The organism is Burkholderia cepacia ATCC 25416 (assembly GCF_001411495.1).
GTDB classification, from domain to species: Bacteria; Pseudomonadota; Gammaproteobacteria; order Burkholderiales; family Burkholderiaceae; genus Burkholderia; species Burkholderia cepacia.
The window spans coordinates 1,155,789-1,173,788 of sequence record NZ_CP012983.1 but is presented as its reverse complement, the minus strand read 5'-3'; the positions used below and the strand labels follow the sequence as shown (position 1 = coordinate 1,173,788).

Annotated in this window: 17 protein-coding genes; 7 read left to right on the top strand and 10 right to left on the bottom strand. The window is 61.9% G+C overall.

Annotated elements, in window-relative coordinates:
- Window positions 1–105 precede the first annotated feature (105 nt).
- The 3 genes from APZ15_RS40485 to APZ15_RS37435 all read right to left on the bottom strand — a co-directional run bounded on the left by APZ15_RS40485 (window position 106) and on the right by APZ15_RS37435 (window position 1,882).
- Entirely contained in the window at window positions 106–555 is a 450-nt protein-coding gene (locus APZ15_RS40485) for a hypothetical protein (RefSeq protein ID WP_080982148.1), read from the bottom strand.
- Window positions 556–657: 102 nt separating this feature from the next.
- Window positions 658–999 carry a hypothetical protein gene (locus tag APZ15_RS37440; protein WP_057056498.1) on the bottom strand — a complete coding sequence of 114 codons (342 nt, stop codon included), beginning with the start codon at window positions 997–999 and terminating at the stop codon, window positions 658–660.
- Between the two features lie 145 nt (window positions 1,000–1,144).
- Window positions 1,145–1,882: a transporter substrate-binding domain-containing protein gene (locus tag APZ15_RS37435; RefSeq protein WP_027792366.1), complete on the bottom strand. Its 738-nt coding sequence runs from the start codon at window positions 1,880–1,882 to the stop codon at window positions 1,145–1,147.
- 837 nt (window positions 1,883–2,719) lie between these two features.
- Here APZ15_RS37435 and APZ15_RS41575 point away from each other — a divergent pair.
- The gene (locus APZ15_RS41575) at window positions 2,720–3,346 is read left to right on the top strand and encodes a hypothetical protein (protein WP_138143331.1); all 627 of its coding nucleotides are present in this window, start codon (window positions 2,720–2,722) and stop codon (window positions 3,344–3,346) included.
- Window positions 3,347–3,402: 56 nt separating this feature from the next.
- Here APZ15_RS41575 and APZ15_RS37425 read toward each other — a convergent pair whose 3' ends face one another.
- Window positions 3,403–4,281, bottom strand: a complete 879-nt coding sequence (locus APZ15_RS37425; protein WP_027792368.1) for a LysR family transcriptional regulator — start codon at window positions 4,279–4,281, stop codon at window positions 3,403–3,405.
- 108 nt (window positions 4,282–4,389) lie between these two features.
- Between APZ15_RS37425 and APZ15_RS37420 the strand changes: the two genes are divergently transcribed.
- A complete protein-coding gene (locus tag APZ15_RS37420; protein WP_027792369.1) occupies window positions 4,390–5,139 on the top strand; it encodes an SDR family NAD(P)-dependent oxidoreductase in 750 nt (249 codons plus the stop codon).
- Between the two features lie 18 nt (window positions 5,140–5,157).
- On the opposite strand, the gene APZ15_RS40480 is transcribed toward APZ15_RS37420, so the two are convergent.
- The 5 genes from APZ15_RS40480 to APZ15_RS41570 form a co-directional block, all read right to left on the bottom strand.
- Window positions 5,158–5,730, bottom strand: coding sequence for a YbhB/YbcL family Raf kinase inhibitor-like protein (locus tag APZ15_RS40480; RefSeq protein WP_080981895.1), 573 nt, complete (start codon window positions 5,728–5,730; stop codon window positions 5,158–5,160).
- A 189-nt stretch (window positions 5,731–5,919) separates the two neighbouring features.
- The gene (locus APZ15_RS37415) at window positions 5,920–6,852 is read right to left on the bottom strand and encodes an MBL fold metallo-hydrolase (RefSeq protein WP_027792370.1); all 933 of its coding nucleotides are present in this window, start codon (window positions 6,850–6,852) and stop codon (window positions 5,920–5,922) included.
- A gap of 584 nt (window positions 6,853–7,436) precedes the next feature.
- Window positions 7,437–7,823: a hypothetical protein gene (locus tag APZ15_RS37410; RefSeq protein ID WP_027792371.1), complete on the bottom strand. Its 387-nt coding sequence runs from the start codon at window positions 7,821–7,823 to the stop codon at window positions 7,437–7,439.
- A gap of 226 nt (window positions 7,824–8,049) precedes the next feature.
- Complete coding sequence (locus tag APZ15_RS37405; protein ID WP_027792372.1) at window positions 8,050–8,283, bottom strand: hypothetical protein; 234 nt, start codon at window positions 8,281–8,283, stop codon at window positions 8,050–8,052.
- 23 nt (window positions 8,284–8,306) lie between these two features.
- A complete protein-coding gene (locus APZ15_RS41570) occupies window positions 8,307–8,585 on the bottom strand; it encodes a hypothetical protein (RefSeq protein WP_138143330.1) in 279 nt (92 codons plus the stop codon).
- A gap of 339 nt (window positions 8,586–8,924) precedes the next feature.
- Here APZ15_RS41570 and APZ15_RS37400 point away from each other — a divergent pair, with 339 nt between their 5' ends.
- The 5 genes from APZ15_RS37400 (at window position 8,925) to APZ15_RS37380 (ending at window position 15,678) form a co-directional block, all read left to right on the top strand.
- The gene (locus APZ15_RS37400) at window positions 8,925–9,566 is read left to right on the top strand and encodes an HAD family hydrolase (protein ID WP_201800284.1); all 642 of its coding nucleotides are present in this window, start codon (window positions 8,925–8,927) and stop codon (window positions 9,564–9,566) included.
- A gap of 476 nt (window positions 9,567–10,042) precedes the next feature.
- Window positions 10,043–11,833: an acyl-CoA dehydrogenase gene (locus tag APZ15_RS37395; protein ID WP_027792374.1), complete on the top strand. Its 1,791-nt coding sequence runs from the start codon at window positions 10,043–10,045 to the stop codon at window positions 11,831–11,833.
- An 81-nt stretch (window positions 11,834–11,914) separates the two neighbouring features.
- The gene (locus APZ15_RS37390) at window positions 11,915–13,543 is read left to right on the top strand and encodes an electron transfer flavoprotein-ubiquinone oxidoreductase (protein WP_063812871.1); all 1,629 of its coding nucleotides are present in this window, start codon (window positions 11,915–11,917) and stop codon (window positions 13,541–13,543) included.
- Between the two features lie 48 nt (window positions 13,544–13,591).
- Entirely contained in the window at window positions 13,592–14,785 is a 1,194-nt protein-coding gene (bktB, locus tag APZ15_RS37385) for a beta-ketothiolase BktB (RefSeq protein WP_027792376.1), read from the top strand.
- 38 nt (window positions 14,786–14,823) lie between these two features.
- Window positions 14,824–15,678, top strand: coding sequence for a 3-hydroxybutyryl-CoA dehydrogenase (locus APZ15_RS37380; RefSeq protein ID WP_027792377.1), 855 nt, complete (start codon window positions 14,824–14,826; stop codon window positions 15,676–15,678).
- Window positions 15,679–15,858: 180 nt separating this feature from the next.
- Here APZ15_RS37380 and APZ15_RS37375 read toward each other — a convergent pair whose 3' ends face one another.
- A complete protein-coding gene (locus APZ15_RS37375; RefSeq protein ID WP_027792378.1) occupies window positions 15,859–17,991 on the bottom strand; it encodes an AprA-related methyltransferase in 2,133 nt (710 codons plus the stop codon).
- Window positions 17,992–18,000 lie beyond the last annotated feature (9 nt).

Below are 18,000 nucleotides of genomic sequence, written 5' to 3'. Positions count from 1 at the left end.
GACTGTGTCCGGCGTTTCAGGGGGCTGCTCCAACGGCCAGTCAAATTTATCGGAAGCAGACGTTCGACGGAGTGCGTCGGCAAGTTGGCTGGATTGTTGGGTGCGTCATTGGAGAACGATGACCTTTCCGCCATTGCGCTCAAAATCAGAACGAGTCGTACGACGGACTTCCTGTGCTAATGACTCGCGGTGAAGAATGTCTCGAAAAAACAGTTTTGGTGGCTGATACGCTTTCCTGCTCCCTTGGAGCGAGGTGCCTTTGACGCTCGAAGTTACTTCTTCAACACGCGCCAGCCATGAGCACTTGAGGTCGGACCGCTTAAGAGCGGCGTTTATTCGGTGTTCAACCGCCAGGTAACCGTCTGGGCCATCTGCTATTGATCGGAACTCTTCTGCCGTTACCTGAGTAACTACGATTTCCGGTCGATCTGTGCTCGTTAACGACACCCATCCGAGAGTCGCCATGTCGGTGTCGGCAGAAAATTCAACAATGGGGAATTGCTTCGCGCTGGTGTTCGACTGTAACCATACGATTGTGTCGTAGATAGTGGCCATGGCGGAGAATTTCCGAATTAAGAAGCACAACCATTGTCAACGGTCTGAGAGGTGAAGTCGAACGGCAGAGACTGGCCGATCTGAGCCCAATAAACGACCGACTCAGGCGCATTGGTCATAGTTGTGTCTTATGTCGCCGCAGGCGCGATCAAATCGCTCGTGGTATTCGGCACAGAATCGTTTCTCGTTCGACGATAAGTTCAATAACGCGAGGAGATTCGCTGCATTGTTCGAGGCAGCAAAGGCTTCGAGTTCATGCGGAGCATCAGGGTACAACTCCCTCATTGGTTCGAGAGTGCCGGAGTTCCGAACGGCGTAGTCAATGACCCACATGCTGTAGACGACGCGTTCGATCAGCGTCAGGCTGTCGAAACCCTCAAGTGATCTTTTCTGAATGACTCGGTCGCCTTCGTCAATCAACCACGTTTCCAAATCGAGTTTCATAGGCGGGTCGGCACTATAGATGCCTTTCAGCAAGGCGTTGTTTGCGCTGGGTATGAAAGGTGTCGCCCTCGATGTGCGGCGATGGACGGAATTGTCAGCAATCTAGCTCCGCCTGTCGAGTGTCCGTTCGTGGCCGAAGCCCGTCTCACACCCCATGCGCGAGAGCGGAATCGATTTCATTGTTTGTCAAGCCGAATCTCGCCATACGAGCGCGATGCTCTTCTGAGCCCAGATATGAACGAAGTTGCCCGTTTACCGCATTGAGCAGAGCGCTGTTTCGTCTGCTAAACGAGAATGCGCCGAGCGGGAGCTTCTGCTGCGTGCCATTCGTTTGCGGCTCGTGCTCCACTGCCTCAAGCATTGAGCCTCCGATCCGATACGCAACTATGCGATTTCCCAAGGCTGTGCTTGCATACGCGTCGATCGCGCCCGAGAGAACCGCTTCGATCGCGTCGGCCTGTTGCTCGAAGATGACTATCTGGTCCTCGCTTACGCCTGACGTTCTCGCCGACTCGTGTTGCACCTGTCCGGCAATGACGCCAAGGCGCGCCTCAGGACGTTTGGCGAGTGACACGTAGCTGTTGAGCGCTTTCGGATTTCCAGTCCGAACCAGAAAGCCGTCTCCGATCCCCCATACGGGTACGCTGAACGCGACGATATTGGCGCGTTCAGGGGTAACGAAGAGCGGAACGTTCATATCCCAGTGACCTGCTTCAACGCCGGGTAGCAGTTCACTAAATGTCGTCAGGCGATGCTCGATCCGGGTAACACCGATCGCCCGAAGAACCGTATCGGCCAGATCAACGTCAGCACCCGTAGCAGTACCATCCGCTTCCGTCCAACCGAACGGTGGTTCTTCGATGTATGCAATCGTTACCTTCATCGCTGCGCCTCGCGAAATGGGAATGGCCATCAAACCTGGAGCTGATTGTTGACGATTCTACCTACGTGCGCAGATGTCGCTTTTTGGCCGGGAGCAAGCGGACGCAGTTGGCCCCGAATGTCCCGCAACACCGCTTTTCCAGCATAGGTGACCGAGCTTGAGACAGAGAGCGTCCTGTCTGAACTCAACGCTTCGACCGGCCGCGCGGTGGGCCGGGAATCGGTCCAGAAATCAGGACGTTACCGCCGGAACCCTTGCTCCACTACGCGAATCGACAAATTTAATGCGGACGTAGGCGAGTTGACGACATTACTTTAATGGGACCGTCAATAAAGTCGTCAATTCGCGGGACGGAGGCCTTGATCCATGAGAATTCTGGAGTGACGGAATTATTTTGCTCTACGAAAATCACAGAAAACTGTCCGAACGAGTGAGGCCACCTCTGTTTGCGACGCCTGGGGGGCGCATCACACCCTGTCCGATGCCAACGGCACATTCCTCGCCGTGATCCTGACCTGCGCGAACGCCAACGCTACTCGACGTCCGAGGATAAACGGCGGCTGTCCAGGTCCTTCAATGCCGGAAACGCGTCGCAGTCCCACGAGTGCAAGCCATACGACTTCCAAATGATATTGCGCCTGACGAATATTTCGAAGGTGGGTGTTCCTGGCGACAAGTTGCCCAGTCGCTTGACTATGTACGTCTTGCGCGTCGTCGACGATAAATTCACTGACGCAGGGCGAAGACCAGACTTTGCGCCTGTTTGATCGGCGCGGACATCATGTGCGCTGCTCAGCCTCATCCGGTATCAATCGACTGCGAATAATGGAGTGGATCATGGGACAGGGAAATCTGGCGACACCGATTGTCGTCGCAACAGGAATCGCAGTTGCGCTACTCGGCGGATGTGGCGGCGGCAGCGACAGTGGCGCATCATCCGGCAGTCAAAACGCAGCGGTCTCGGGAGCGGTTGCCGGGGGTAATCCGGTGGCCAATGCGACGATCACCGCCACCGACGTTAACGGGAAGACCGCAACGACCCAGGCCGGGTCGAATGGAGCGTATACGTTGAATGTTGCCGGACTGTCGCAGCCAATCGCGCTCGTCGCGACTGATCCGTCCGGCCAGGTCAGCCCGCTCGTCACGGCGCTCGCCCAACTACCCGCGAGTGGACAGACCGCGGTTGCGAACGTCACCACGCTGACCACGGCACTGGTCGCGTTGTTGACGCCCGATGGCAATCCGATGGATTTCGTCACGTCCGTGGCGCCGGTCACGCTTGCCAATACGGTGACCGCGGCAAGCGTGTCGAATGCGACCAGCACGCTCGATACCTACCTCGCCAATCTGCTCGGTGCGGTCGGCTTGCCCGCAACCTACGATCCGGTGGCCACGGCATTCACGGCCGACCACACCGGAGCCGACGCACTGATCGATTTGCTGCACGACGCCTCCGTGGCGTGATTCGAATGCAGCGCGACGGCAGCCGATGGCGCTGAGCGCCGGGGCGACGGGATACTTCATTTCGAGAGTTGCGCCGTAACGAAATCGACGAATACGCGCGTGCGCGTCGGCATGTTTTTTCCGAAAGCGTGAATAGCGTGCACGGGGACGCACGCGAGCGCCTGATCGGGTAGTACAGCCTGCAGCCTCCCGGCGGCGAGATCGTCCCGTACGGCAATTTCCAGTATTTGGGCGATACCCAGTCCGTTCAATGCCGCTACGCGCATTGCCTCACCGTTATCAGCGTCGAACCTGCCTTCGATGGAACTGGACGTTCCATCGGCGAAGTTCAAGGGGTACGGTCGGCCATTGAGCCGGTAGCGCACATGCCGATGTGCAGCGAGATCCGCAGCAACACGCGGTGATCCCCGCTCGCGCAGATATGCAGGCGCCGCAACTAACACCAGCCGAAGACTGGTGATCGGCAGCGCATACAGGCCGCTGTCTTCCAGCCATCCCGCCCTGATCGCGATATCGATGCGATCGCGGATCAGGTCGGCATGATGGTCGCTGACGCTCACGTCGAGTGCGAGTTCCGGGTGGTTTGGCAGGAGTTCCCGCGTGACGGGATCGAGCAAAAAGCGACCCAGTTCGCCAGGCAGGCTTACACGCAGTCTTCCTGCGGCGGCGGCCGGCGATCGCAATACTTCTTCGGCGCCCTCCAGGCCGCGCATCAGCGGGGCAATGCGCTCATAAAACGCCTGACCTTCAATCGTCAGAACGGAGGCCCTGGTCGAGCGCTGGAATAACGTGACGCCCAGGCGCTTTTCGAGCCTTGCCACGCTCTTTGACACGGCCGACGTCGTCGTACCCAAAGATTGCGCCGCAGCCGTGAACGAGCCCGTCTCGACGGAGCGAACGAACGCGGGAAAGCCGCTAAATTTATCCACGGACATGATGACAAAGTGGAAAGAGTGAAATGACCTACGAGTGACTTCAACCCACCAGAAGCCGTTGCTAAATTCTGGCTCTACGCCGGACAGGTGGAATATGACGGAGAAAACATGAATCGACTCGCAAACAAGGTTGCTGTTGTTACTGGCGCAAATAGTGGAATCGGATTGGCCACGGCCAGGCTGCTGATTGAAGAGGGCGCGAATGTCATTATGGTGGGCCGACGTCCGGATGCCATCGATGCGGCCGTGGCCGAACTTGGCGACCGGGCGATCGGACTGACGGGAGATCTCGCGAACCCGAAAACGCACGACGAAGTGGCCGCGCTAGTGTCGAGGCGCTTTGGAGGAATTGACATATATTTCGCGAACGCGGGAGTGAATACTATCGAAGCATCGAACGAAGTGAGCGAAGACTCCTATGATCGTCACTTCGCCACAAACACCAAAGCAATTTTCTTCGGGATACAGAAGATCACGCCACTCATGAGAGAGCGTGGTGCCATTCTATTGACGAGTTCGATCGCGAGTTCGAAAGTGTTCGAAGGACATGCAGTCTACGCGGGTACGAAGGCCGCAATCGAGGCCTTCGCGCGGAGTTGGGCTTTGGAGCTTCAGGCGCGTGGCATTCGTGTGAATGTACTGAGTCCCGGGCCGGTCGACACGCCAATTCTGACGAAGCTGGGTATCGCGTATGACGAGCGGCCGGCGTTCGAGGCTGCCGTCGCAGGGCGTATTCCGCTAGGCCGCCTCGGACTTCCTGAAGAACTCGCACGCGCGGCGCTCTTTCTCGTGAGTGACGAGGGCAGCTTCGTCAACGGCGTCAACTTGCGTGTCGACGGTGGCATGTCGCTCAGTTGATAGTACCCGTGGCGCGGCTCAATTCGCCGCGCTTTGGTAGGTCGCGACATAGCGAGCCCGAGCGATGATCTTCCCGTGCATTTGAAACGCAACGAGTGCAGGGCTAGATGCCGGGCTCACGTCGATATGCGGGATATCGAGTGCGTACGCGGTGACGATATAACGATGTGGCTTGCCTTGTGGTGGACACGGTCCGCCATACTTCGATTGGCCGAAGTCGGTCAGCGTTTCGGTGACCCCGGGCGGCAGCAGATTCACGTTGCCGGAGGCGCCCTTTTGCAGAGAGGTCTGCGAGGGCGGTATGTTGACAACAGCCCAATGGGTCCAGCCGAGACCGCCCGTCGGCGCGTCGGGGTCATGAATCGTCACGACGATGCTGCGAGTACCGGCTGGCGCGTTTGACCATGTCACGTGCGGTGACACATTCTCGCCGTGGCAGCCGAATCCGCTGAAGACTTGTTCATTCCTGAAACGGCCGTGATCCAGATCGGCAACTTTCAGCGCAAACGTTTCGGCGGTCGCGACGCCGGGCAGCGTTGCGAATAGCGCGCAAGCGCAAATAGCTTTTCGTGGCATGGGAATGGATCGCATGGCAGGCTCCTGTGGATTGAAGGGCTCCACGCGCCGCGTGCGCACATGGAGATAGCAGTCATGCTCGAAGAAATTCAGGTGCAGGTAACGCTTAACGACAGTGTCATGCACGGGATGCGCACCAGTCGCTTCCGGATACGGAAAGTGAGTCCAGATCGCGGTGGGTGATTATCAATTATCCGATATCGATTAGTAATCCCACGTAACAGGAACAAAGCGAAAGCTGTCGCCGTTCCTTGCAATGTGTCCGATGGATGGGAACGAGACGTGTGCTGCGGCAAGCAAAGCGCCCGTTTCCGCGGCTTCGTTGAACAGCGCGAGACGCACGTCCACTGCACCTTCAGGATCATGCTCGAAGCCATTCTGCCAATCCGGATTGTCGAAGTTGACTTCGAAAATCGCATCTCCTACGAACGTTAGCTTCTCGCCGTTTGATGTGACGTCCACGACGCAGTGCCCCGGTGTGTGCCCGCCCGTCACGCGCGCCGACACGCCCGGTGCGACTTCGACTGCCTGATCGAACTGCACGATATTCTCGCGGTAGAGTTCCACGAACTTCGCAGCAGCCTTGCGTAGCGCAGGCGGAACCGTCTCCGGCATCACCGTCTTGCTGAAGTCCGGGTTTTTCCAGAACTCTACTTCTGAGGCCGACACGTGGATGCGCACGTCCGGGCGTAGCCTGGCCTTGACGCCATCGACGTTCAAGCCGCCAACGTGATCCATATGCATGTGCGTAATGACGATGTCAGTGATTGCAGTAAGGTCGATACCTGCCGACTCCAGTCGCACTACTGACTGTCCGGCTCGCGTGAAGTATTCGAAACCATCACCCACGCCCGAGTCGATCAGAATGAGCTGCCCGCCGCTACGCACGAGCGCAATATTCAGCGCCCAGTCGAACATGTCTCGTTGCAGGAAACGACCATCGAACCATTCGTTGCGATCCGCTTCGCTCACATTGGTGGACATGGTGGAGGTGGGCAGCGGTAGAACGCCATCGCTGATCAATACGACATCGATGTCACCCACGCGCACCGCGTAACGGGAAGGTACGAGTTCAGCTGAACCCTGTTTGCCCAGGTTGGAAGTAACGGGCTGCACATTGCGAGTTGTCTTGCTCATGATCCATTGTCCTATTGCTTCAGTTGGGGGGATCCGGTACACGCGGCGCGGTTCACCTGAGCGACCACGGGTTTTGCGCGTATCGCTTTGCTCGCAATTCAAGCGAGCGTGTGACGCATTGTAGTGAGGGACGGGCGAGCGCCGGTAGGATCGCGAGTGCGTATGCCATGTTGTCTGGACGGCAACAATCCAGGTCGTACAGCTGGCGAAATGCAATGCCAGCGACAGAACATCTGACTTAATTCGGGTTTCTATCTGCCAGATGCGTCGCGAGAAGCAAGTGATCGAACGGGCCCAAAATGGTGCTTGACGGCAAACTCGATGACGCGTATCGGGCTGCTCGATCTTGCCATCTGACACGTGGACGAATCATGCACGCTAGCGCAGGGTCCGGGAAAGGTGGCCATGGTTCGCATCATGCGTGATGTGTGCGGACCGCATAATTCAGTGTCAAAAAGCCTTCTCGGACAGACACGGACGGTTCTGCGCTCAAACCCTGCAATGCACGCCTCGATTGCTGTAAGGTCGAATGGCAGCTTCCGAAGGCGAATTGGTCGAAAAAATTTCCAGATTTTTTGAACTACCTATAGGCTTAACTCGAGAATTTCACCACTTGCAGCAGCCGAATTAAAGAAATCACGCATTTCTACCAACTTAGAAATCAGATCCGCTCGCTGCATTTCCAGAGTGTATGTCTCTCCTTGTGGCGTCCATCTGTAGATGAAGCTGATCATCTCTTCCTCGCGCCCCTCAAGTTCGCAGATTTGATGCGCCAGCTCGCACGCGATCTGGCTAAGTGCAGCTGGTTCGGCCTCATCTTCCTCGAACTGATCGTATATCGTTCCGAGCGATGCGTTAACTCTGCACCAGAACCCTGACACGAACAGCCATTCCGAAGCGATTCCATCCAGAACGAAGACAGGCTCCTCAATATTTCCGGCGATAAAGAAGCGTGAACTCCTGGCGCTCATACACCACCATATTAATCCGTTGCTGACGTTCGATTGTCGTCGATTCAAGTCGTTGCGTCGACTGACCGCTTCTGGCCGGCTGCTGCCTTCCGCAGTTGCTTGCCGTAGGCCAGCGCAGTTACCCGAAATCGACCCATAAGAGACAGATGCAATTCCTGAAAGCGGCCACGCACAGCGACGTCGGCCGACGGGAAGTGGGCGCGTTGCGCCTCATGACCAACCCCTTTCACTCGGACGCCTCGTCGATAGCCTTCAGAATCATTTGTTGGTCGTCAATTACACTCTCATCTCCGGAAAAGCGGGACATCTCCATATGTCCGTCGTCGAACACGTCGATCTCGATACGCTCACCTGGCACAGTTATCGAGATCAGAATGGTGTCTGGGCGATGCCGGCCCAATGTATAAAAGAGGTGGCGATCGTCGAGGTCACTAAGCAATTCGTACAAGGCGTGCGTCATATATCCCCCGCCAAGATCAGCAGCTAGCCGTGAGAACCGAGTTGAAACAAAGCTGCAAAAATAATGGCAGTGAAGAACGCCAGCGCCGTCGCCCCTTGGATTCTGGTTCGCCGTACCATTTTGGCCGACACAATATCTTCTGCAGACATGTTGAGCCAGAATTTGTACCACCATTTCCAAGCCCTTGATCTGCAATAGAAGGCCAATATTCGCTCTGGACGAAATGCCATGATTGCGGATATCGCGGCGCCGTAAGCGATCACGACAAAGCCGAAAATGACGCGGTAGGTCGATTCGTTCACGTAGCTGTCTCAGGTCGACATAGCGAGGAAATAGGCAGAACGTCCGAAATTCGATCAACGAACCCATACTGTCACAATCTAGACTATCGACCGCAACTGGCTTGTCGGGGTTTGCACTACGTCGCGGGTTGTGCCAGCACCGCTAGGCCCACGCGCTAGGATATCGCTCGCATCCGGCTAACCACCAAAGTTTTTCTTCGAGATTGTCGATGATCCAGGAACGGATGGCGAAAGGGCGTTGTTGGCGCCGACTCCCGTCATTGCCCACCCACCCCGGCATCGCCAAACCCCGAAGATCCGTTTTTGCGGAACCCGATCCACCCGATGATGATAAAAGCCGTGTTCTTCGACGTCGGCGAAACGCTGATCGATGAAAGTCGAGACTGGAACGAGTGGGCCGACCATCTCGAGGTGCCGCGACGGGTGTTTCATGCGTTGCTCGGCGCGGTCATCGCGAGTGGTCAGCATCATCGTCGCGTGTTCGATCTCGTGCGGCCGGGTGTCGACTTCGTCGCATTGTGCCGGGAGCGCGAGGCGACCGGGAGCACTTATACGGTGACCGCGGAAGATCTCTACCCCGACGTCGTGCCGTGCCTGAAACGACTGCGCGAAGCCGGCGTGCTGGTCGGCATCGCGGGAAATCAACCCGTCGCGACCGAACGTGCACTCCGTGCGCTCGGCGTGCCGGCGGACATCGTTGCGTCGTCGGCGTCGTGGGGCGTCGACAAGCCGGATGCCCGCTTTTTCGAACGCATCGTCGCCGAGACGAACGGAATCGAGCCGTCCAGGATTGCCTACGTCGGCGATCGGCTCGACAACGATGTCGAACCGGCGCGGCGGGCCGGCATGGTTCCGGTGTTCTTGCGGCGCGGCCCATGGACAATCATTCAGTCCGGTTCCGGGCGGTTCGCGTCTCCCGTGCATGCGATCGACAGCCTTTCCGCGCTTCCGGCGTTACTGTCCGGAAGTTTGGGGACATAACCTTGATCAAGGACGCGAGGGCTGAATGACACCGACGCGTCGCAACCGGTCAGCGTGGGTTCGTGCTAGATGTGCTCGATGTATTTCGGCATCTTTCTGCGCTGGATGCCGTGCTGACGTGCTCAGCTTCGATACTCCCGCTGCCCGCTGCCCGCTGCCCGCTGCCCGCTGCCCGCTGCCCGCCACCCGAATCCGAATCCGAATCCGAATCCGGCCCCCCGATCACACCGTCCAACCAGCCGCCAACTCGTCATTCCCGCCCAAACCCGACTCCGGCCAAACCCGCACCCCGCCTGCCGCTTCCGCCCCCGCCCCCACATCCCGTGGCCGATTTTGTCACCAGGTGGGCCGAATATGACAATGGAAACCGGCTCGCACGGCATTAGGATGGGTCACCTCGCCGCCCGGAGCTGGCCGGTTTTGCCGTATCGGCCCCGTGGCGCGCCTCATTCACCGCCTGATTTGGAACATCGACCATGAGCTATAACGCCCCCGTCAAGGACATGCTGTTCGTGCTGAAGGAACTCGCGGGCATCGACACCGTTGCGCAACTGCCGGGTTTCGAGGATGCCGGTTACGACACGGCGCAGGCCGTGCTCGACGAGTCCGCGAAATTCTGCGGCGAGGTGCTGGCGCCGCTGAACGTCGAAGGCGACCGCAATCCGAGCAGCTGGAAGGACGGTGTCGTGACCGCGACGCCGGGCTTCGGCGACGCGTTCCGCCAGTTCGTCGAAGGCGGCTGGCAGGGGCTGCAGCATCCGTCCGAATACGACGGCCAGGGGCTGCCGAAGCTGATCGCGACGCCGTGCATCGAGATGCTGAACGCGTCGAACCTGTCGTTCGCGCTGTGCCCGCTGCTGACCGACGGCGCGATCGAGGCGCTGCTGACGGCCGGCACCGACGAGCAGAAGCAGCGCTACGTGCCGAAGCTGATCTCGGGCGAATGGACCGGCACGATGAACCTGACCGAGCCGCAGGCGGGCTCGGATCTTGCGCTGGTACGCTCGCGCGCCGAGCCGCAGGGCGACGGCACGTACAAGGTGTTCGGCACGAAGATCTTCATCACGTGGGGCGAGCACGACATGGCGGACAACATCGTCCACCTGGTGCTGGCGCGCACGCCGAACGCGCCGGAAGGCGTGAAGGGCATTTCGCTGTTCATCGTGCCGAAGTTCTTGGTCAATGACGACGGCTCGCTCGGCGCGCGCAACGACGTGCACTGCGTGTCGATCGAGCACAAGCTCGGGATCAAGGCGAGCCCGACGGCGGTGCTGCAATATGGTGATAACGGCGGCGCGATCGGTTACCTGATCGGCGAAGAGAACCGTGGCCTCGAATACATGTTCATCATGATGAACGCGGCGCGCTTCGGCGTCGGGATGCAGGGGATCGGCGTGGCCGACCGCGCGTACCAGAAGGCCGCGGAATTCGCGAAGGAACGCGTGCAGAGCCGCCCGGTGGACGGGTCGGCCAAGCAGTCGGTGACGATCATCCATCACCCGGACGTGCGCCGGATGCTCGGCACGATGCGCGCGCTGACCGAAGGCGCACGCTCGCTGGCGTACGTGGCCGCGGCGCACAGCGACATTGCCCACCGCCATTCGGACGAGGCGACGCGGGCGCGTCATCAGGCAATCTACGAATATCTGGTGCCGGTCGTGAAGGGCTGGAGCACGGAGATGGTGAACGACGTGGCGAGCCTGGGCGTGCAGGTGCACGGCGGGATGGGTTTCATCGAGGAAACCGGCGCGGCGCAGTATTACCGCGATGCGCGGATCCTGGCGATCTACGAAGGCACGACGGCGATCCAGGCGAACGACCTGGTGGGCCGCAAGACGCTGCGCGACGGCGGCGCGGTGGCGAAGGCGCTGATCGCCGAAATCGGCGAGCCTGTCGCGGCGCTGGGCAAGCTGGACGGTGCGGCGGCCGCATCCATGAAGGTGCAACTGGAGAAGGGTGCGAAGGCGCTGTCGTCGGTGGTGGATTACGTGCTGGCGAACGCGAAGCAGGACCCGAACGCGGTGTTCGCGGGCAGCGTGCCGTACCTGAAGCTGGCGGGCGTGGTGCTGTGCGGATGGCAGATGGCGCGTGCGCTGGTGGCCGCGCAGGCGAACCGCGCGAGCGACCCGGCGTTCTTCGGCGCGAAGATCGCGATCGCGCAGTTCTATGCGGAGCAGGTGCTGGTGCAGGCAGGCGCGCTCGAGGCGTCGATTGTCGGCACCAAGGGCAACGAGGGCGTGCTCGCGTTGACGGAAGACCAGTTCTGACCGGCTGACGGTCGGGACGCAGGAGGAGACAGGATTTTGACCACACAGGACTTGCTCGCGCAGTACGGCCCGCGCGAATCGATGGAATACGACGTCGTGATCGTCGGCGGCGGCCCCGCCGGGCTGTCGGCGGCGATCCGGCTCAAGCAACTGGCCGCCGAGAAAGGCACCGAAATCGGCGTGTGCGTGCTCGAGAAAGGTTCCGAGATCGGCGCGCACATCCTGTCGGGTGCGGTGATGGACCCGCGCGCGATCACCGAACTGTTCCCCGACTGGAAGGAACGCGGCGCGCCGCTCGACGTCGAGGTGACGGAAGACCGCTTCCTGTTCCTGTCCGAGAAAAGCGCGATCACCACGCCGAACTGGGCGCTGCCCGCCAACTTCCAGAACCACGGCAACTATGTGATTTCGCTGGGTAACGTCACGCGCTGGCTGGGCCAGCAGGCCGAAGCGCTGGGCGTCGAGATCTTCCCCGGCTTCCCGGCCGCCGAGATCCTGTACAACGACGACGGCTCCGTGAAAGGCGTCGCGACCGGCAACATGGGCGTGGGCAAGGACGGCGAGCCGACCGAGAACTTCCAGCTCGGCATGGAACTGCACGCGAAGTACACGCTGTTCGCCGAAGGCTGCCGCGGCCATCTCGGCCGCCAGCTGATCGCGAAGTTCAAGCTCGACGCGAACGCCGATCCGCAGGCGTACGGGATCGGCATCAAGGAGCTGTGGGAAATCGATCCGGCCAAGCACAAGCCGGGCCTCGTGATCCACACGGCCGGCTGGCCGCTGAAGTCGGACACCTACGGCGGCTCGTTCCTGTATCACATGGACAACAACCAGGTCGTGGTCGGCTTCGTGGTGGGCCTCGGCTACACGAACCCATACCTGTCGCCGTTCGAGGAATTCCAGCGCTACAAGACGCACCCGTCGATCCGTGCGTTCCTCGAAGGCGGCAAGCGCGTGTCGTACGGCGCGCGCGCGATCACGGCGGGCGGGCTGCTGTCGCTGCCGAAGACGGTGTTCCCGGGCGGCGCGCTGATCGGCGACGACGCGGGCTTCCTGAACGCATCGCGGATCAAGGGCAGCCACGCGGCGATCAAGACCGGCATGCTGGCGGCCGACGCCGCGTTCGACGCGGTGCAGGCGGGCCGCCAGTCGGACGAGCTCAACGCGTACCCGGATGCGTTCAAGCAATCGTGGCTGTACACGGAGCTGTACCGCGCGCGCAACTTCAAGCAGTGGATGGCCAAGGGGCTGTACCTCGGTACGCTGATGGTCGGCCTCGAGCAGAAGGTGATGGGCGGCAACGTGCCGTGGACGCTGCACCACAAGCATGCGGACCACGAGATGCTGAAGCCGGCGTCGCAGTGCGAGCCGATCGAGTACCCGAAGCCGGACGGCAAGCTGACGTTCGACCGGCTGTCGTCGGTGTTCATCTCGAACACGAACCATGAAGAGAACCAGCCGGCGCACCTGACCTTGAAGGATGCGAACGTGCCGGTGAACGTGAACCTGCGCACGTATGCGGGGCCGGAAGGGCGTTTCTGCCCGGCGGCGGTGTACGAGTTCGTGAAGAACGACGACGGCAGCGATCGCCTCGTGATCAACGCGCAGAACTGCGTGCACTGCAAGACCTGCGACATCAAGGACCCGACGCAGAACATCGTGTGGGTCACGCCGGAAGGCGGCGGCGGGCCGAATTACCCGAACATGTAACGCAACGTATCCCCGCGCCTGCGGGCGCGAACGAACCGGAGTGAGACGATGAGCAATGCAGCGAAAGAAGTCGTGGTGGTGAGCGGTGTCCGTACCGCGATCGGTGATTTCGGCGGCAGCCTGAAGGATTTCTCGCCGACCGATCTCGGGGCGAAAGTCGTGCGCGAAGTGCTGTCGCGCGCGAACGTGTCGGGCGATGCGGTCGGGCACGTCGTGTTCGGCCACGTCGTGAACACCGAACCGAGGGACATGTATATCGCGCGCGTCGCGGCGATCGACGGCGGCGTCGCGCAGCACACGCCCGCGCTGACCGTGAACCGCCTGTGCGGTTCGGGCCTGCAGGCGATCGTGTCGGCCGCGCAGACGATCATGCTCGGCGACGCCGACGTCGCGATCGGCGGCGGCTCGGAAAACATGAGCCGCGCGCCGTACACGGTGCCGGCCGCGCGTTTCGGCCAGCGCATGGGTGACGGCAAGCTCGTCGACATGATGCTCGGCGCACTGCACGACCCGTTCCAGACGATCCACATGGGCGTGACCGCCGAGAACGTCGCGGCGAAGTACGGCATCTCGCGCGACGCGCAGGACGCGCTGGCGCTCGAATCGCATCGTCGCGCGGCGCGCGCGATCGCGGAAGGGCGCTTCAAGGACCAGATCCTGCCGATCTCGATCCGCACGAAGAAGGGCGAGGTCGCGTTCGACACCGACGAGCACGTGCGTCACGACGCGAGCGCGGACGATTTCACGAAGCTGCGCCCGGTGTTCAAGAAGGAGGACGGCACGGTGACGGCCGGCAACGCATCGGGCATCAACGACGCGGCCGCGGCCGTGCTGATGATGAGCGCGGACGCCGCGCGCGCGCAGGGCGTGAAACCGCTCGCCCGGCTCGTCGCGTATGCGCACGCGGGTGTCGATCCGGCATACATGGGCATCGGCCCCGTGCCGGCCACGCAGAAGGCGCTCGAACGCGCGGGCCTGAAGATCACCGATCTCGACGTGATCGAGGCGAACGAGGCGTTCGCCGCCCAGGCATGCGCGGTCACGCAGGAGCTCGGCCTCGATCCGGCGAAGGTCAACCCGAACGGGTCGGGCATCTCGCTCGGTCACCCGATCGGCGCGACCGGTGCGCTGATCACGGTCAAGGCGCTGTACGAACTGAAGCGCATCGGCGGGCGTTACGCGCTCGTGACGATGTGTATCGGCGGCGGCCAGGGGGTTGCGGCGATCTTCGAGAACATCTGATAATCGACCGCTCAGCACCCGAACACACAGGAAATTTCATGGCCATCGAAATTGTCGGCGTCGTGGGCGCCGGAACCATGGGCAACGGCATTGCGCAGACCGCCGCCGTTGCGGGACTCAACGTCGTGATGATCGACGTCAGCGACGCCGCGCTCGAGAAGGGCGTCGCGACGCTGAAGGGCAGCCTCGAGCGGCTCGTGTCGAAGGGCAAGCTCGATGCGGCCGCACGCGATGCGGCGCTGGCGCGCATCACGACGTCGACCGACTACGCGCAGCTCGCGTCGGTCGATATCGTGATCGAAGCCGCGACCGAGAACGTCGAGCTGAAGGGTCGCATCCTGAAGCAGATCGAGGCCGTCGCACGGCCCGACGCGATCGTCGCGACCAACACGTCGTCGATCTCGATTACTGCGCTCGCTGCGCCGCTCGCCGATCCGGCGCGCTTCGTCGGCATGCACTTCTTCAACCCGGTGCCGCTGATGCCGCTCGTCGAGATCATCCGCGGGCTGCAGACGAGCGAAGCGACCGCGTCGGCGGTGCGCGAGCTGACCGAGCGTTTCGACAAGTCGCCGATCGGCGTGCGTAACTCGCCGGGCTTCGTCGTGAACCGGATTCTCGTGCCGATGATCAACGAGGCGTTTTTCGTGCTGGCTGAAGGCATCGCGTCGGCCGAGGAGATCGACGCGGGGATGAAGCTCGGCGCGAACCACCCGATCGGGCCGCTCGCGCTGGCCGACCTCGTCGGCCTCGACGTGTGCCTCGCGGTGATGGACGTGTTCGTGAAGGACTTCGGCGACCCGAAGTATCGGGCGTGCCCGCTGCTGCGCGAGATGGTGACGGCCGGGCGCCTCGGCCGCAAGACGGGGCGCGGGGTGTACGACTACAGCGCCTGATGCGCGAGCCGGGCGCCGGTTGCGTGGTGGCCCCTGTGTGAATCCGGGGCATTCATGAAACCGGCGAGCAGTACGGCGCGCACCCGCACCCCGGAGACTGGGCACCGATCCAGCCTCCGGGGTGTTTTCTTGATGCGATTCGCGGCCGTCGCCGCGTACCGCGTGGCACCGAACGGACCGTCAATCGGCAACGGCGGTATCGTCGACGTAGTTCGCGATACTGAAGAACCGATAGTCGCTCAGCAGATCGGGCGCCGGGAACCCCTCCGGATGAATCCGCCCGTAAATCGGGCTGTCGGGGCGCAGGCCGGCCAGGGTCAGCGCGAGCGTGAATTCGTTGAACGGCGCCATGAACTGGCGCGACACGAAATGCATGCCCCAGTTGAACACCGACGGAAGCTGCTCGGTGCGCAACCACGTGTCCGGGCCGCCCGGCGCCCGCGCGCACAGGTTCTCCGCCCACGGGCTATGTCCTTCCACGATGAGAAAGCCATGCTTCGCGTGGCGTTTCCAGCGGGTCAGGAAATCGATCAGATCCGCAGCCGCCACGTAACCGGGAACGAGCCCTTCCGCGTCGCTGTACGCGACCTTGAACGCGCGCTTGATCTGTTCAAGCCCGATCGGCAACGCTTCCTGATCCGATACCGTCAGGGCCCCCGCATAGTGCTGGTCGATCACCGCGCGCAGGCGTGCCCGATCGACGGTGCGGAGATGACGCTCGAGGATCGCTTCGGCGGCGTCCTTGCGCCGGATGCCCAGCCGGCGGTTGTGGACCAGGAACATGAAGGTGTGCAGCAGGTCGCTCAGCCGCGCCGGGCGCACGCTGCCGTCCGGCTGCGTGACGGTCAGGCCGCTGTCGGCCACGGCTTCGTCGTAGCGGTCGGGCTGGGAGATGTCGGCGGCGATCACGCGTACCTGCACGCCGGGGATGTCCTTCAGCGCGGATAGCGTGGCGGCGGCGCGGCCGCGCGCGGATGCGTTGTAGTCGGCGCCGATCACGAGCAGCGGATAGTCGGCGAGGTGCCGGCCGCGCCGCGTCGACGTGATGACGTATTCCGCCAGGCGCTTCACCGCGCTGCCGTCGCCGCAGCCCATGTCGGCGATGCCGGCGGGTTGGCGATCCAGCGGCGTGTCGTCGAACAGCTCGCGCAGGATCTTCGTCGTGATTTCCTGCGACGCCGGCCCCGATCCGGCGCCGCTCGACGCATACACGTTCATCACGCGATCGATGTGGCCGTCGCTGTCGATATCGAGCGGATCGGGGTTGCCGAACAGGAGCTCGTCGAGCAGCGCATACGAACGCAGATACGACGCGGGCAGCCCCGCATAAGGCGCGGCGATCGGACGGTGAATCCGGCCCGACTCGGTGAGCCGCACCTTTCCCTGGTCGATTTCCACCATGCCGAACTTGCCCATCAGCGCCCATGCCGCGTCCAGGACGACAGGGTCCGCCTGTGTCCAGGCGCCCACCGCGACCCCGGCGGGCTGCTCGTCGAGCTTGCCGAGGATGCCGGGCGCCGACTGCACGTACTGGCCATCCGGCTGCCTGTCGAACACCGGCATGTCGAGCGCGACCCAGGTCGGGCCCAGCAGCAGGCCGTCCATCGCCGTGCGCAGCTGTCCGTTCACCTGGCGCTCCAGGTCGGTGGCCGGGGGCGCAAGCTCCGGCCAGCCCGCCACGCAGGCCCGCGCGAGCCGCGCATACAGCAGGCTGTCTTCGGCCGCCACGCGCGTTCGATGACACAGTGCGTGCAGATGCTGGAGCACCGACGTTGCATTCGCCAGTTGCTCGAACAGCGGCCGGGCGTGCTCGACACACGCGACGACATATTCGCCGGCGGGCGTGAGCGCATATTCGGCGTCTTCGTCGCCGCGATCGAGGGTCAGCCAGCCGGCCAGGCTCAGCAGGTTGAAGGCGCCCCACAGAATCCCGAGGTTACGGGTCGGGTCGGGCTGGCGGGACGCCGCGAACGCGCGCATCGCGCGGGGCGCTCCGGCCCGCAGACCGTCGAACGCACCGGCAAACACCAGGCGCGCCAGCGTCGGCACCAGCACGATGCCGTTGGCCCAGTTGCAACTGCGCGTGTAGGCCATCACGCGCTGTGCGTCGTGCCGGCCGATGCGCAGCGTAGCCGCATGCGTGTGTTGTTCGAGCCTGACGGGCAGTTCCTCGTCGAGCACCTCGACGCCGATCGCGGCGCCGGCCGGCAGGCCGAGCAACGTGCGCGTTTCGTCGGGATAGGCGTCGAGATAGTGTTCGAGCTGCCGGGCCAGCGCGGTGGTGGAATCACCAAGGTCGAATCGGGCGTGCATGTTGGACGG

What these genes read in the sequence shown, in the direction of transcription:
- APZ15_RS40485 (WP_080982148.1), bottom strand. Translation starts at nt 555, where the DNA reads ATGGCCACTATCTACGACACAATCGTATGGTTACAGTCGAACACCAGC.
- APZ15_RS37440 (WP_057056498.1), bottom strand. Translation starts at nt 999, where the DNA reads ATGAAACTCGATTTGGAAACGTGGTTGATTGACGAAGGCGACCGAGTC.
- APZ15_RS37435 (WP_027792366.1), bottom strand. Translation starts at nt 1,882, where the DNA reads ATGAAGGTAACGATTGCATACATCGAAGAACCACCGTTCGGTTGGACG.
- APZ15_RS41575 (WP_138143331.1), top strand. Translation starts at nt 2,720, where the DNA reads ATGGGACAGGGAAATCTGGCGACACCGATTGTCGTCGCAACAGGAATC.
- APZ15_RS37425 (WP_027792368.1), bottom strand. Translation starts at nt 4,281, where the DNA reads ATGTCCGTGGATAAATTTAGCGGCTTTCCCGCGTTCGTTCGCTCCGTC.
- APZ15_RS37420 (WP_027792369.1), top strand. Translation starts at nt 4,390, where the DNA reads ATGAATCGACTCGCAAACAAGGTTGCTGTTGTTACTGGCGCAAATAGT.
- APZ15_RS40480 (WP_080981895.1), bottom strand. Translation starts at nt 5,730, where the DNA reads ATGCGATCCATTCCCATGCCACGAAAAGCTATTTGCGCTTGCGCGCTA.
- APZ15_RS37415 (WP_027792370.1), bottom strand. Translation starts at nt 6,852, where the DNA reads ATGAGCAAGACAACTCGCAATGTGCAGCCCGTTACTTCCAACCTGGGC.
- APZ15_RS37410 (WP_027792371.1), bottom strand. Translation starts at nt 7,823, where the DNA reads ATGAGCGCCAGGAGTTCACGCTTCTTTATCGCCGGAAATATTGAGGAG.
- APZ15_RS37405 (WP_027792372.1), bottom strand. Translation starts at nt 8,283, where the DNA reads ATGACGCACGCCTTGTACGAATTGCTTAGTGACCTCGACGATCGCCAC.
- APZ15_RS37395 (WP_027792374.1), top strand. Translation starts at nt 10,043, where the DNA reads ATGAGCTATAACGCCCCCGTCAAGGACATGCTGTTCGTGCTGAAGGAA.
- APZ15_RS37390 (WP_063812871.1), top strand. Translation starts at nt 11,915, where the DNA reads ATGGAATACGACGTCGTGATCGTCGGCGGCGGCCCCGCCGGGCTGTCG.
- bktB (WP_027792376.1), top strand. Translation starts at nt 13,592, where the DNA reads ATGAGCAATGCAGCGAAAGAAGTCGTGGTGGTGAGCGGTGTCCGTACC.
- APZ15_RS37380 (WP_027792377.1), top strand. Translation starts at nt 14,824, where the DNA reads ATGGCCATCGAAATTGTCGGCGTCGTGGGCGCCGGAACCATGGGCAAC.
- APZ15_RS37375 (WP_027792378.1), bottom strand. Translation starts at nt 17,991, where the DNA reads ATGCACGCCCGATTCGACCTTGGTGATTCCACCACCGCGCTGGCCCGG.